We start from the raw sequence: 14,257 nt of genomic DNA, 5'->3' as shown, positions 1-14,257 counted from the left end.
ATCCTCCCTGTTTTTCCAGAATCGACCCGTTTGCACAGGATCTGGAATTTCGGTGTATTCGCAGAGTCTACCTCAGCCGACCATTCGCGGTCGGCCGGAACACCGGCAATTCCAGGCGGCTGGGATGCAGGGAGTCGCGGTGCATCCGGTAGACCGGGGGCCGGGCCGGATAGGGGTGCGAGAAGTTGGCGGCATCGTGGCCGGCGAAGGCAAGGCGAATCCGGTGGCCGGCGGCAAAGTCGTACGACGTCGGCAGCAAGTCGAACACCACTTCGGTCACCTGGCCCGGCACCATCTCTCGCGCATCAGCCCTTCGAAAACTGCGGACCGGGGTCAGGTCGCCCGGCCCAAGCGTGGCCTGCCGATGGATGAGCCGCAGCTGGCCTTCGGTGACATACGTGACGCGGCCATCGGGCGCGACGTCCTCCAGGTAGGCAAACACGGCGCCGTCGGTCGCGTCGGATGCGACAAATAGCCGCACGCGTGGGTGCCCGGTGACCTCCAGGGCCTGGGGCAGCGCCGGGGTGGTATAGGTCAGCATCCCCGTTTCGAGGCGGCGGCGGTTGCCGTAACCCCGCCTTGCGCTGGTGCCGACCACCAGGCCCCATCGCGATCCGGGCGGGCTGGCTTGCGCCGGATCCACCTGGTAGGTGTCGTCCGCGTCGGCGGCGGTGGCCGGCGTGGCCGTCATCGCGCGATCCGCGTCAAGGTACCAGGACTGCCACGTGGCTCCAGGTGGCGGCCAGGTGCTGCTGCCGCGCCACTCTTCACGGCCCATGGTGTAGTACTGCACCGGCGCCTCGTGACCGGCGCCGGCATCGATGCCGCGCAGATGCTGGTCGAAGAAACGGATGACCTCGGCGGCGTGATCGAACGGACGCTGACCGCGCCTGGCAAAGGGACTGGCGTTGAACTCGCCGCCATGGAACCAGGGCCCGAGGCGCAGCCGGCTGCCGGCGTGCGCCAATGCCAGGTAGGCGCGAATTTCGCCGCGGACCATGGCTCCATCAAACCAGCCGCTATAGGCATAGATCGGGACACCGGGCGGGGTCGTGGTATGCGGACTGAAGTTGTCAATCGTGACCGGCAGCGGCGGCGTCAGCGGATCATCCCGGTAGACGACCGGACTCAGGAGATCGAACGCGTTGACGTTGCTCACATGCTGCGCGATGGCCGGCTCGAGCTCGGCCTCGGTGACGGGACGCACGCTTCTGATCGCCAGCCCGGTGGACCAGCCGAACACATCCGGGAAACGATTGCGATCGAACGATTCGACCAGTCGCGACCAGGCAGACAGGAACGGATGGCTCTGGACACCGCCCGGAAGCCACACATCCTCGTACATGTCCCAGCCGCTGAAGCGCGGCACCACCGCCTTGAGCGCGGGGTGGCGATTGCCCAATAGCATCAGCGCCATGGAACCGTTGTAGGACGCGCCGGTCGTGCCAACCACGCGCGCGGCCCACGGCTGCTTGACGATCCAGTCGATCACTTCGGCGCCGTCACGCACTTCGACCTGGGACAAGGGATAGTCGTGATGGCCAAACGAGGCGCCGGCGCCGCGGACATCCACGTCCACCCACGAGTAGCCCGCCTTGACCATCGGCTCGCGCAGATCCAGTTCGGTGATCGGGATTACGCCGAACCCGGCGAAGGGCTTCCACGGGCCACGCACCGCGACCGAGCGGTAGTAGCGCGACATGTGCAGGATGGTGGCCGTGCGTTCGCCCGGCGCCAGGCCCTCGGGCAGATGGACGTCGACGGCCAGCTTCACGCCGTCGCGCATGGTCACGAACTCGGACCAGGCCCGCGTGGACTTGAACGTCCTCGTCGTCTGCGCGCCGGGATTGCCAACCAGCACCATCGACAGCGCGACGGCGCCGAGCGCGGCGCCGAACCTAACGCGCAGGCGGACCATCGGGCTGGCCGTCTTCGTTGGCATCGATGAAGGTGTCCATCAGGATGCCGTCTTCGTAGGTCATCCACCGATCGGCCTTGCCGTTGCCGTCGGTATCGAGATCGACGCGAATCAACTGTTCCCTGGCGTACTGCTCCCAGCGGTCGATCCGGCCGTCGCGTTTGGTGGCAACCTCGATTCGCGCGGTCCCCAACCTGGCGTCACGAGTGGCAAACGCGTCGATCACCCCATCGTTGCGGGTCGAGAATGCGACGCGTGTGCCACTGTTGGTCAGCTGCTCGACGACGGGCCCGACCGCGGCTCCACTCAGGTCGGTTTGCTGCACGTCCAGGGTATCGGTGAGCAGCCGGCGGATGCGCAAACCGGCGTTGGTGGTGGTCTCGTGCACCAGCTGATAGCTGCGGGTCCGCGGATTCCATTCGCGGTGAAAGCCGGTGAGGATGGGGCCGCCGTACAGGCCGACCGCGCGATAGGTCCAGACGCCTGAGGCTGCCGCGGCAACCAGTCCGGCAATGAACACGATCAGCGACAGCGGCGATGGCCAGCGACTGTTCGACGTCATCGCCGAACCTGCCCGTCGCAACGCAACGGCTGGTCAACCCACAACCAGGGCCGCAGCAATACCGTGAGTCGATCGCACCAACGGCGCGCGTGCTCACCGCGGCCGTCTTCGTCGTACAGCGTCCAGAGGCGCTGCCATGCCACCGTCAAGTCTGGCTTCGCCCTCACGGCTGCCTGCAGGTAGCGTTCGCGGTCTGATGGCGACGACGACAGCAACGCCAGGTACAAGGCGGAACTGTAACGATCGTGATCGGCGTCGAGCGCCTGCGAGAGCCAGGCCCGGGCTTGATCCGGTTGATTGCGCAGGAAGTAATGTGTGCCCATCACCTCGAGGGCCAGCGGCTCTCGCGAATCGAGCGACAGCGCCCGGCGCACCAGCGGCAGGGCGGCGTCCGGCCGCTCGCCAAACACCAGCATGTTTGCCCGTTCGGCGAGTGATCGTGCTTCGGAAATGGGTTGTGGTTGGGTCCGGCTAGCCGCCTTCGCCAAGGCTTCCACCTTCGCCGAGGCTACGGCGGACGAGTCGGCGCCCAAGAAGCCGGACGCTACATTGACGTCGTGGCTTGATTGAATCGAGACTTCGCGAAATTGTCCTCCGGTCACATAGACACGAACGGCGGCATCGAGTTGCGGCGTCCACTGCTGCTCGGACGGCGCGAAAGTGAGTGGCGAGGTCGAGCCTCTACCAAGCAGCAGGTAGTGCACGATGGCCCACGACTGCGCGTAGAACATCGACGCCCGGGCCTGGTCAGCTGCCAATTTTCCCCGTTGGTGTTGCCGCATGTCGTCCAGCGGCAGCCACGTGCGCGTGCGCAACAGATTCAGGTGACGCGCAGGCGGGCGGCCAATCACGATTCGCTGGCCGTCTAGCACGAGCGCACCCCAGAACTCCGACAGCCCTTCATCCAGCCAGGCGGGTGCCTGGGGTACATGCGCCGCGGTCAGCAGGTGCACGTACTCATGCAGCAACAACGGGAATTGCTGCGGGATCGGGATGTCTGTGCGAACGGCGATGAAGGCGGCGTGTGGTCCGGTGTACGAGGCCCCGTGGGGCCGCACGCCGCGGCGCTCCCAGTACTGCGGCATCAGTTCCCGCAGCATCGCCTCATTCTTCACGGCAAACGCCCGCACGGGCGGCAGCGGCTCGACGGCCGCCACCTGCTGCATCACGGCCCGCGCCATCGTCAAGGCCGCGAGGACGCGGGCGGCAGCGGATGAATCGTCGCTGATAGCAACGGCTGTCTCGCTCGTCGCCATGAACCATTGGGTCCGGCTAAAGCCGGACGCCACATTGGCGCTTGCGATCACCAGCGCCAACAGCGTGACCGCTCGCGGGTTACTCGGCATGCCGTTCAGGGCTGGCCATCCTGGGCCGCGGGTGGTGAATGGCAATGGCCAGCAGCGTCGCGAACATCGCCGCGGCGCCCGGCATCTGCAACGTGAACTCCACCAGTGACTGTGCAGCAATACCGACGAGCCCGGTCACAGCACCGACCCGCACCCAGTAGGTGCGGGTGTCGTCGGCGCGTTCGTTGAAACGGCGACGAATCTCAACCACCAGACTTGAAATCAGGATCAACGTTGGGATGCCAACCAGCAGCCCTCCTTCAGCAGCCAGTTGCAGATAGTCGTTGTGCGCTTCGACATATTGAGCCCCATCAGCAGCTGTTTGGTAGTGCAGCATCGCGGTGCCATACGTGTTGAAGCCGGTGCCTGTGAGCCAGAAATGGCTGAGAACTGGCAGTGTGTCATTCCAAACTGCCACCCGCCCGTCCATCGTGTACCAAGACGTACCCGCAATGCGCGCTGCCACGTCGGAACCACTGATTGCGACTGCAAGCAGGATGACGGCGATCAGCCCACCGGTCACCGCACGGCGTTGCAACTTGGAGGCCTGCCTGCGCCCACCCCACCAGCGCATTGCCACCAACGCCAGCGAGAACGTCGCGGCGCCTGATCGAGACTGGGTGGCCAGGATTGCGATGGCCATCAAAGCGATCGTGAACAGCAGCAAGAGGGCGACGTTCGCTTGTTTCGTAGAAAACCAGAGGATGCGTGCCCGCCAGGCCGACGCAACAGTCCGCATGCCCCGAGCCACTTCACCGACGAACAACCCGATCGCGAGCGAGCTCACCATGACGAGCCATCCTGCTTGATGGTTGTGATTCATGAATGGTGCAGAGAGACGGCTGGGAGCAAGGGGGGCGTACAGGCCGTACAGATCGAAAGAGTCGCGAGTCCGTTGATAGAGCCCCATAAACGCAACAACTGCACCCAGGAGCAATATGCCCCGCGATACCCTCGGAAGGCTGACCGCCGACAAGCCACGAGCAGCCCCCAATGTGAAGAGCGCGAAGGCGGCCGCAAAGCCAAGTCCCCACCACGTGCGGGCGGGAGCAATCGAGAGGGGACGTGATGCGCCCGCGGCGACCGTTGGCACCAACTCCGGGTCGCGCCGGTCTGCCGTGGCGAGCAGCCGCTCGAACGCCGCGACATCATGAGCCGGACTCAACCTGGTGACGATGGATTCTGGCAACGGCACCAGTTGCACCCCGATCGCCGCCAGGAACAGGCACAGCGCAAGGATCACGGGCCGGTGCGGAAGCGTTGGGGCACTCTCGCGTCGCTCGAGAAATCCGAGAATCCCGGTGGTGGCCGCAAACACCGCAACCGGAGCGGCGGCCCAAGAGGGAGACCCGCCCACGGCCAGCGCTCCCCACGCCAGCAGCAGGATGACGGAAGTCGGGAAGAGCCGCACCGGCCGATCCTACACGGCCTCTACTTGTGGTGGAACAGACGACTGCGTTGTTGGTGCCAAAAGCAAACGGCGGCCCTGAAAGCAGGCCGCCGCGGCTGAAGCTGAAACTATTAGGACGCTCTTGCGAGTGTCAGAGCTATTGGGTACCGCTCGCGGGAACGGTCGGGATGAAGGTGAATAGCGGTGGCGTCCCAGGCGGCGCGGGGACCTGCGCGTTCAAAGTCTCAAGGTAAGCCTGGGCTTGAGCAACACTGGTGGCCACGAAATTCAGGTCGCTGTTGTTGGCTGACTGGATGACAATCGTGTTTCCAACGATGGTCACTGTCGCGGCGACGATGCTTCCAAGCGCCGGGCCAACCACTGCCAGAATCACGCCAGGAGACGCCGCGGCCACGCTTGGCAGCACCAGCAGAGCCGTTGCCGCACTCTGACCCGCCGTCACCGATACCCGCACTCCGGTCGGCTGGCCGTTGACGGTGGTTCGCACCACGTAGTTGTCGGCCGGCACCCCTGCGAAGTTGAAATGGCCGTCGGTCGAGCTGATAGTTGTGGCCACCACCAGGCGGTCGCTCACCAGCTCCACGCGCATACCCGTCGCGCCGCGACCGCCGGCATCAACGATCTGGCCACGCAGTGTTGAAGCGGGTGCCTGCGCAATGCCGACGATCGGTGCCCCAAACGTGAGCGTCAACGCAGAAAGCAGAACCGCGAGCGATTTACGCATGACCATTATGTCCTTGGTGTCCAATCAGTTGAGACACCTATGGCTGAAGGTTGGCATGGTGCGTCACGGAACGCAAGCGAAAATACAACGAAACAGCCCATGTTTTGCCAAAAACGATCGATTCAAGCGTATACTCCTCAGCCAGACTCGGTTTCTGGAAGGTTGAGACGATGAAGGGTGCCCGTGCTTCGTGGCTGTTCCTGTTTGTGTTCGCTTCGTCCGCGGGCATGGCCTTTGCCCAGGACGCTCCCGCGGTTGCCATCATGGCCGGCGTTAACCAGTCTTACTTCGCGACCACGCCGAAAAGCGATACCAGCGCCAAGCAAGGTCTCCTGCTCGGCGGCTTTGCCGTGCTTCGGCGTGACAAGTACTTCCAGATTCAGCCGGAGGTCCAGTTGTCGCAGCGCCGGGCCGAGGTGGCCTACGCCGGCACGAACACCACCTATTCCACGACCTACGTGAATCTCTCCCTGTTGCTCCGGACCAAACTGTTCAAGGGCCTTTACACCACGCAGGGTCCACAGTTTTCCATTCCGGTGCGCGCCAGCCTGAAAGTTCCCGGCGGTACCGCGGACATCAAGGACAACATCGCGAAAGACATCAGCCTGGTTATCGGCCTCGGCCGTCAGTTTGGCCGCATTGGCATTGAGGGACGCTGGGATTCGGGCTTGAAACGTGTCGAAGTGGTTCCGCTGGGCGGTTTCGTCAAGCGCAACCGCGCCATCACCGTCGTCGGAATCTTCGCGTTCTAGCTCGGTTCTCGGTTTACTCACCGTATTGACACGGACCTGGTGGTCGCACCTAGCGAACGTCGCTGTCGGAAAGGTGCGTGTCGGTGGGGATGTCGCGTTTCGCGGTCTTGCCGAGCAGGCCCTCGTAACGCTCCGCCGGAATGGCGCCCGTGCCGGGCCGCTTCACCCAGAGGTTCTGCTTCGTAAACGCCTCGCCGGCCTTGACCGGCTGGATGGTGACGACCGTCGCGAACGCGAAGTCCATCGTCACTTGCTCTTCCTTGACCGGCCCCTTGGTGCCGCCCAGCTCCGCGTGCAGGGTCTTGGCCGCCTCGATCAGCTCGCGGCAGTGCGCCTCGTCCATCGAGCAGACGATGTCGGGGCCGACGCGGGACATGTGGTCGGTGAAGTGGCGTTCGACGATCGACGCGCCGAGCGCCATGGCGCCGATGCAGGCGATGTTGTCGGTGGTGTGATCCGAAAGGCCGATCACCGCGCGCGGGAAGGCCTTGCCGAGCTCCACCATCGCGCCCAGGCGGACGAGGTGCGGCGGCGTGGGATAGAGGTTCGTCGTGTGGAGCAACGCGTACGGCGTGCCGGCCTGCTCAAAGATGGCCACGGCCTTCGCCACGCTCTCGATGGTGTTCATGCCCGTGCCGAGGATGACGGGCTTGCCGAACGACGCGATGTGCTTCAACAACGGGTAGTTGTTGCACTCGCCGGACCCGATCTTGTACGCCGGCACGTTCATGCGCTCGAGGCGGTCCGCGGCCGCGCGTGAGAAGGGCGTGCTCATGAAGATCATGCCCTTCGACTCGACGTAGTCCTTGAGCTGCCGCTCGTCGGCTTCCGACAGCGCGCAGCGCTCCATGATCGTGTAGATCGAGACGTCGGCGTTACCCGGCACCACTTTCTTCGCGGCGCCGCTCATCTCGTCGTCCACGACGTGGGTCTGGTGCTTCACCACTTCGACCCCGGCGCGGGCCGCGGCATCCACCATCTCGCGGGCCACCGCCAGGCTGCCCTCGTGGTTGATGCCGATTTCGGCGACGACAAGCGGCACGTGCGCGGGCCCGACCCGGCGGCCGGCGATGATGATTTCGGGAGTCACGGTTGTTTGATTCTATCGCGCCGTGCGGGGCGGTGTGGCTGCGGCCGGGTCAGACCCCTCGGCATTACTTGCTCGGGGTCAGACCCGCCTCACGCAGGAAGAAGTTGGCGATCAGCGCTTCGACCTCCGCGATCGACTTCGCCGAGTTCACGCCGATGCGGAACTGCGCGCCGCCCTCGAAGCCCTTGCTGTACCACGCGCAGAGGGCGCGGAGCTTGTTGATCACCCAGCGCTCTTTCGAGTCTACCGGCCGTGGACGCGTGGCCTGGATCACCAGGTGGCGGAACCCCTCCTGCTCGCCGAGTTCATCGGCCAGCAGCAGGCCCATGTAGTCCAGCAGGAACTGCCCGCGATCTTCGTCGGTGACGACGCGCGCCGGGAGGCCGGCCATCAGGTCTTGCGCCTGGGCCAGGATCCAGGGATTGCGCAGCACTCCGCGGCCGACGAACACGCCGCTGACACCGGACTGCATCCGCGCCACGATGTCTTCGGGCTCGACGCAGTCGCCCGACCCGAACACCGGGATGCTCACCGACCGGGCGATGCCGGCGACGACATCCCAATCCGCGGATCCGCTGTAACTCTGCTCCGCCGTGCGGCCGTGCACGGCAATGGCCGCCGCACCGGCGCCTTCCACGCGCTTCGCCAGCTCCGGCGCGTTGACCTCGCCGGCGTCCCAGCCCTTGCGCATCTTCACGGTCACGGGGATCGTCACCGCTCTCGTCATCGCGGCGATGATCTCGGCGGCGTGCCCCGGCTCGCGCATCAGGCTGCAGCCGGCGTTGTGCCTGGAAATTTTCGGGACCGGGCAGCCCATGTTGACGTCAACGATGTTGGCGCCCATGGCCTCGACCACGCGCGCGGCCTCGGCCATCCTGGCCGGCTCGCCGCCGAAGATCTGGATCGAGACGGGCCGCTCTTCCTCGGTGTATTCCGCGTACTCGAGCGTGCGATCGATGCCGCGGACCAGGCCCTCGCTGCTGACCATTTCAGACACGACCAGCCCGCACCCACCCTGGCGCTTGACCAGGCGGCGAAACGCCGTGTCGGTCATGCCTGCCATGGGCGAGATGACGAACGGTGAGTCCAGTTGGACGGTGCCGATCTTCATTAGTAGGGTTTCACGTCCGACGCGTCCACGGTTACCGCGACCGCCTGGCCGATCAAGTCCACCGAGAGCACGAGGCGAGCATGCGCGCCCTTGCGAACCAGGCGCCCGACCACGCCGCGGAGTGGGCCGTGCGTCACCTTCACCATGTCCCCTTCCTTGATCAGCGGGACGGGATCGTAGGCCAGCTCGCTTTCGACCAGCGTCCGGATGCTCTCGATCTCCTCATCCGGAATCGACGACAGCACGCCGTTGTTGCTGATGATCTGGACGACGCCGTCGCACTTGAGGATGCCGATCCGCTCATCGGGCACGAAGCGGGCGAAGACGTAGCCGGGGAACAGCGGCCAGTCGATCTTCTTCTTGCGATCCTTCCAGTGGCTCCACTTGCCAATGGTGGGCAGGAAGACCTCGACGGATTTCTTGTCCAGCTGGTCGCGAACCTGCTTTTCGTGCCGCGACCTGGTCCAGATCGCAAACCAGCTTGACGCGCCAGAATCTTGGCGAAGGTGGTTGGGATCCATGAATAGACGGCGGCGCCCCTGAAGGGGCGCCCTACTGGGTGACGGTGCCCCTGAAGGACTTCACGCCGAGGTCGTAGGCCTTCTTCAGGTCGTCGTTCTTCCAGTCGATGATGGCGTCGGTGCGCAGCTTCTCGAGGAACTTGTCGAACTCGACCTTGCGCTTCTCGTTGGCGATCTTGTCGGCGATGTCCGATTTGGCCTCTTCGAACGGCTTGGTGGTGGAATCCTGCAGCGCTTCCACCTTGATGATCTGGTAGCCGCGCGTCGTCCTCAGCACCGGCGTGAGGCCGCCGGCCTTCAGGCCGGCAATGGCCTTCTGCAACTCTTCCGACAGATCCGCCTTGCTGAGCGGGCCGACCAGGCCGCCGTTGGCCTTGGAACCGGAGTCCGAATAGTCCGCCGCCAGCCGCGCGAACGGCTCGCCCGCCACGATCTTGGCGCGGACCTCTTCCGCCTTGGCCTTGGCATCGTCGTCTTTGCCGACGTTGATGCCCTGGGGGTCGGCCGGCACGGCGACGGTGATCTCGCGCAGCGTCACCTGCGGCACGGTGTCGAAGTCGCCGAGGTGCGCGTCGTAGTAGGCCTTCAGCTCGGTGTCGGTGACCTGCAGCTTCGACATCACTTCGGTCTGCTGCACGCGCTGGATGACCGAGGTCCGCTCCAACTGCTTGCGCAGGTCGGCCATGGTCATGCCTTCCTGCTTGAGCGCCGCCTGCAGCGCTTCGTCGGTCTCGATCTTGTTTTCTTTCTTGATGTTCTCGAGGATGCTGTTGAACTGCTCGGTTGACATCGTGTAGCCGAGCTCCTTGCCCCGCTGCACGATCAGCAGTTCGTCCACGGCGTCCACGATCACCTGCGGCGTCACTTCGAGGAGCGCGGCCTGCAAGGCGGCGTCGCTGTCGGGGCGCAGGTTGGGGTTCTTCTGCCGCAGCGCGAGAATCTGCTTCTGCTCGAGATCGGTCTTGGTGATGATCTCGCCGTTCACCTTGACCAGGACCTGTTCGAGAATATCCCCTTCGACTCGCGCGCTTCCGGCGACGCCGGAACCATGCTCGCTCAGGGCAAGAGCGCTGACCGTGGCGAACGCTGCCAGGACCAGGGCCGCCGCGGTCAGGCCGGTAATTCGTAATTTCATGGATCTCCAATTATAGCCGCGCCAGGGTCAGACCCCTCGGCACTGCCCGCTCGGGGTCAGACCCTAGTCGCCCAGGTCCTCGAGGAACTCGGTCACTTTAGCTAAGACTCCGTCCGGCGCCCGGGGGTCTTCCGGGGCCGCCTTCAGGATTTCGGCCTTGGTGAAGCCCGGCGTGACCTCCCCGGCCGTAGCGCGAGCCGTCCACCAGGCTGGCTGGCGCTTTGGCTTAGGGATGGGCTTGGGCCCGCGCGCCTCCGCCAGCTTCTGCAGGGGCGATTTCGGGCCGGCCGGCGCCGGTTTCGGGGGTGCAGGGGGCGCGGGCCGAAGGTCGAGCTTCACAGTGCTGGGCGGCAGCAGCGTCAGGTCTGCACGTTCCTGCACCATGCCAATCAGCCGCATCGGATCCGCCTTGGCCTTCTCGCGGAACTTGAACACCACGAGCGGGCCGTCGCGATCCACCGTGTCGATGCCGAGGTTGTCGGCCAGCACGCGGATGCGGGCGAAGTCGGCGAGGTTGAGCACGGCGGTGGGCGGCGGGCCGTAGCGGTCGCGCACCTCGGCGACGTTCTTCGCGATTTCGTCTTCGCTGCGCGCCGCCGCCATGCGCCGGTAGATCATCAGGCGCTGGTTCATGTCGGGCACGTAGGCCTCGTCCAGCCGGAAGTCCACCTTCAGGTTCACGGTGGCGCGCACGTCGTCTTCGAGATCCTCGCCCTTGAGCTCGCGAATCGTCTCTTCGAGCAGCTTCATGTACATCTCGAAGCCGACCGAGTCGATGGTGCCGCTCTGCTCGCCGCCGAGCAGGTTGCCGGCGCCGCGGATCTCGAGGTCGAGCGCGGCGACGCGGAAGCCGCTGCCCAGGTCGCTGAACTCCTTCATCGCCGACAGGCGCTTGCGCGCGACGGGCGACAGTGCCTCTTCAGGCGGGATCAGCAGATACGCGTACGCCGCGCGGTCGCTGCGGCCGACGCGTCCACGCAACTGATAGAGCTGCGACAGGCCATACCGATCCGCGCGATTGATCACGATGGTGTTCGCGTTCGGGATGTCGAGGCCGTTCTCGACGATGGTCGTCGACAACAACACGTCGCACTTGTGCGTCATGAAGTCGAGCATGGCCTTTTCGAGCGTGTCCTCCGCCATCTGGCCATGTCCGACGACGACGCGCGCTTCGGGCACCAGGCGTTGGATCAGGTTGGCCATCGAGTAGATCGACTCGACGCGGTTGTGGACGAAGAACACCTGGCCGCCGCGCGCGAGCTCGGCGCGGATGGCGCGCGTGATCACCGCCGAGTCGAACTTCACCACGTTGGTCTGGATCGACAGCCGATCCTTCGGCGGGGTTTCGATGATCGACATGTCGCGGATGCCGACCAGTGACATGTTCAGCGTGCGCGGGATGGGCGTCGCCGTCATCGTGAGCACGTCGATCTTCTTGCGCATCTGCTTGATGCGTTCCTTGTGCGCCACGCCGAAGCGCTGCTCTTCGTCCACGACCAGCAGGCCGAGGTCCTTGAACTGGACGTCTTTCGACAGCAGCCGGTGCGTGCCGACGATCACGTCGAGGCGGCCGGAGGCCAGCGCATCCAGCGTTTCTTTGATCTCCTGCCTGGTCCGGAAGCGGCTGACCATGTCGATCTTCGCGGGGAACGAGGCGAAGCGCTCCGTCAGCGTCTTGAGATGCTGCGCGGCGAGCACGGTGGTGGGCGCGAGAAAGGCGACCTGCTTGCCGTCCATCACCGCCTTGAACGCGGCCCGCATCGCCACTTCGGTCTTGCCGTAGCCGACGTCGCCGCACAGCAGGCGGTCCATGGGCGTGGACGATTCCATGTCGCGCTTGATGTCGGCCACCGCGGTGGCCTGGTCGGGCGTGAGGTCGAACTCGAAGGCGCCTTCGAACTCTTCCTGCCAATGCGAGTCGGCGCTGAAGGCGTGGCCCGGCACCGCCTTGCGCGCGGCGTAGAGCTTGAGCAGCTCCTCCGCCATGTCGCGCATCGCCTTCTTGACCTTCGACTTGGCCTTCTCCCACGACGCGCCGCCCAGCCGATCCAGCGGCGGGTTCGATCCGCCGGTGTACTTCTGGATCAGATCCAGCCGCTCCACCGGGACGAACAGCTTGGCGTCGCCGTGATACTGGAGCTCGAGGAACTCCTGCACGATGTCGCCGCCGCCGATCGAGATCTGCTTGAGGCCGACGAAGCGGCCAATGCCGTGATCGACGTGGACGATCAGGTCGTTGACCTTGAGGTCGCGCAGGTCCGAGAGAAAGGTCGCAGCGAGCGAGCGCTTGCGGCCACCGCCGGTCTTGCGCCGCTCTTCCTCGAAGATGTCGGTTTCGACGTAGAGCTGGAGGGCGGGGGTCTCGCCGGTTCGTAAACGAAACCCCTTCGACAGCCACCCTTCCGCCACCAGCACCGCGCCGGCCACGACATCGCCGGCGTCGCTGGCCATCACCGCGCGCACGTCGTAGTCTTTCAGCAGTTCAACGGTGCGCTCGGCGCGCCCGTGCGTGCCGGCCACGAACACCACCAGGTCGCCGCGTTCCTGTGCCGCCCGCGCATCCGCCACCCAGTCGGCAATGCGCCCGTGAAACGACGCCACCGGCTGGACCGACAGTTCAGTCCCGGTTCCCTGATCCCCGATCGCCAGCTCTTCGAGCACCGTCGCCCCTTCGAGCGCCAACTCGACTTCGGCCCACGACAGCATCAGCTCCGCGGGCGGCGCCTTCGGCGCGCCCTTCTGCCGCTCGAGGGCGTCGGCATAGGAGGTCTCAATCTGCTCCCAGGCGGCCAGCACCTGCTTCTCCACATCGGCTGGCTCAGACAGCAACACCTGCGCCTTGTGGGTCCGCAGGTACTGAAACAAATCCGATGTAACCGTGCCAGGCCCCGTCCCCTCGCGGACCGGCACGAGGCCGAAGCGATCCAGGGTTTCGACAGACCGCTGCGTACCGGGATCGAAGCGGCGAATCGACTCGACCGTGTCGCCGATGAATTCAATGCGGATCGGCAGCTCTTCGCCGGCCGGGAACACGTCGAGGATGCCGCCGCGCCGAGCGAACTCGCCGTGCGCGTCCACGGGGTCGGCCGGCTCGTAGCCGCCGGCCACCAGCGTGGTGGCGAGCGCCTGCGGATCGATGTCGATGCCGGGCGTGATCTCGTAGGAGGCCAGCAGCAGCGCCGCGGCTTCGGGCACGCGCGTCAGCAACGCCGGCGCCGACGCCACGATGACAAGAGCCGGCCTGCCCCCCGAAGCTCCAGAGGAGCGAAGGGGGATGGCGAGCGAATGGAGCGCCCGCGCCCGCGCCGAGGCCACCTTCAGGTGCGGCTGGAACCCGCGATAGGGATCGACCTGCGTGGACGGGAACGGCAGCACCTGCTGCTCAACCACCGCGTCGGCCGAGCCTTCGAGCGCGCCCAGGAAGAAGCGGATGTCGCTGACCGCCGCCTCGATGTCGGCGTCGTTGGGCACGACGAGGAGCACGACGCCGTCGCGCAGGCGCCGGGACGCCGCCGCCACCGCCATCGCGCGTACAGGGGGAGTCGCGCCGCTGATGCGCCGGGTGGGGTCTGACAACCCGCTGTGCCCGATGACCGAAATCAGCAGCGACCGTAACGCGAGTGACGGAGCGCTAGACATGCACGAACTTTCCTGACCGCCGAGCTTTCTATTGTCTCACGACCGGGA

The 14,257-nt window shown here is 65.4% G+C and carries 11 protein-coding genes; 1 reads left to right on the top strand and 10 read right to left on the bottom strand.

What is annotated here, in order from left to right; all coding sequences use genetic code 11:
- Positions 1-67 precede the first annotated feature (67 nt).
- The 5 genes from WC815_09405 to WC815_09385 form a co-directional block, all read right to left on the bottom strand.
- Positions 68-1,942, bottom strand: coding sequence for a CocE/NonD family hydrolase (locus WC815_09405; protein MFA5908978.1), 1,875 nt, complete (start codon positions 1,940-1,942; stop codon positions 68-70).
- Positions 1,899-2,480 carry a hypothetical protein gene (locus WC815_09400; protein MFA5908977.1) on the bottom strand — a complete coding sequence of 194 codons (582 nt, stop codon included), beginning with the start codon at positions 2,478-2,480 and terminating at the stop codon, positions 1,899-1,901. The genes WC815_09405 and WC815_09400 overlap by 44 nt, the downstream gene beginning before the upstream one ends.
- Positions 2,477-3,796: a hypothetical protein gene (locus WC815_09395; protein ID MFA5908976.1), complete on the bottom strand. Its 1,320-nt coding sequence runs from the start codon at positions 3,794-3,796 to the stop codon at positions 2,477-2,479. The genes WC815_09400 and WC815_09395 overlap by 4 nt, the downstream gene beginning before the upstream one ends.
- A gap of 19 nt (positions 3,797-3,815) precedes the next feature.
- The gene (locus WC815_09390) at positions 3,816-5,237 is read right to left on the bottom strand and encodes an O-antigen ligase family protein (protein ID MFA5908975.1); all 1,422 of its coding nucleotides are present in this window, start codon (positions 5,235-5,237) and stop codon (positions 3,816-3,818) included.
- A gap of 136 nt (positions 5,238-5,373) precedes the next feature.
- Positions 5,374-5,961 carry a carboxypeptidase-like regulatory domain-containing protein gene (locus WC815_09385; protein ID MFA5908974.1) on the bottom strand — a complete coding sequence of 196 codons (588 nt, stop codon included), beginning with the start codon at positions 5,959-5,961 and terminating at the stop codon, positions 5,374-5,376.
- A gap of 170 nt (positions 5,962-6,131) precedes the next feature.
- Here WC815_09385 and WC815_09380 point away from each other — a divergent pair, with 170 nt between their 5' ends.
- Positions 6,132-6,713 (top strand): outer membrane beta-barrel protein, encoded by a 582-nt coding sequence (locus WC815_09380; GenBank protein MFA5908973.1) that lies wholly within the window; start codon positions 6,132-6,134, stop codon positions 6,711-6,713.
- A gap of 49 nt (positions 6,714-6,762) precedes the next feature.
- On the opposite strand, the gene WC815_09375 is transcribed toward WC815_09380, so the two are convergent.
- The 5 genes from WC815_09375 to mfd all read right to left on the bottom strand — a co-directional run bounded on the left by WC815_09375 (position 6,763) and on the right by mfd (position 14,209).
- Entirely contained in the window at positions 6,763-7,803 is a 1,041-nt protein-coding gene (locus WC815_09375) for an N-acetylneuraminate synthase family protein (protein MFA5908972.1), read from the bottom strand.
- A gap of 64 nt (positions 7,804-7,867) precedes the next feature.
- Entirely contained in the window at positions 7,868-8,914 is a 1,047-nt protein-coding gene (locus WC815_09370) for a tRNA-dihydrouridine synthase (GenBank protein MFA5908971.1), read from the bottom strand.
- The gene (locus WC815_09365; GenBank protein ID MFA5908970.1) at positions 8,914-9,435 is read right to left on the bottom strand and encodes a UpxY family transcription antiterminator; all 522 of its coding nucleotides are present in this window, start codon (positions 9,433-9,435) and stop codon (positions 8,914-8,916) included. Before WC815_09365 ends, WC815_09370 begins: the two co-directional genes overlap by 1 nt.
- Before the next feature lie 31 nt (positions 9,436-9,466).
- Complete coding sequence (locus WC815_09360) at positions 9,467-10,570, bottom strand: peptidyl-prolyl cis-trans isomerase (GenBank protein MFA5908969.1); 1,104 nt, start codon at positions 10,568-10,570, stop codon at positions 9,467-9,469.
- A 63-nt stretch (positions 10,571-10,633) separates the two neighbouring features.
- A complete protein-coding gene (mfd, locus tag WC815_09355) occupies positions 10,634-14,209 on the bottom strand; it encodes a transcription-repair coupling factor (GenBank protein ID MFA5908968.1) in 3,576 nt (1,191 codons plus the stop codon).
- Positions 14,210-14,257 lie beyond the last annotated feature (48 nt).

Source organism: Vicinamibacterales bacterium, assembly GCA_041659285.1.
Lineage (GTDB): Bacteria > Acidobacteriota > Vicinamibacteria > Vicinamibacterales > UBA2999 > 12-FULL-67-14b.
Note: the sequence above shows the minus strand (reverse complement) of the source record. Positions and strands in the feature narration are given on the sequence as shown.

What these genes read in the sequence shown, in the direction of transcription:
- WC815_09370 (MFA5908971.1), bottom strand. Translation starts at nt 8,914, where the DNA reads ATGAAGATCGGCACCGTCCAACTGGACTCACCGTTCGTCATCTCGCCC.
- WC815_09385 (MFA5908974.1), bottom strand. Translation starts at nt 5,961, where the DNA reads ATGCGTAAATCGCTCGCGGTTCTGCTTTCTGCGTTGACGCTCACGTTT.
- WC815_09380 (MFA5908973.1), top strand. Translation starts at nt 6,132, where the DNA reads ATGAAGGGTGCCCGTGCTTCGTGGCTGTTCCTGTTTGTGTTCGCTTCG.
- WC815_09400 (MFA5908977.1), bottom strand. Translation starts at nt 2,480, where the DNA reads ATGACGTCGAACAGTCGCTGGCCATCGCCGCTGTCGCTGATCGTGTTC.
- mfd (MFA5908968.1), bottom strand. Translation starts at nt 14,209, where the DNA reads ATGTCTAGCGCTCCGTCACTCGCGTTACGGTCGCTGCTGATTTCGGTC.
- WC815_09360 (MFA5908969.1), bottom strand. Translation starts at nt 10,570, where the DNA reads ATGAAATTACGAATTACCGGCCTGACCGCGGCGGCCCTGGTCCTGGCA.
- WC815_09405 (MFA5908978.1), bottom strand. Translation starts at nt 1,942, where the DNA reads ATGCCAACGAAGACGGCCAGCCCGATGGTCCGCCTGCGCGTTAGGTTC.
- WC815_09365 (MFA5908970.1), bottom strand. Translation starts at nt 9,435, where the DNA reads ATGGATCCCAACCACCTTCGCCAAGATTCTGGCGCGTCAAGCTGGTTT.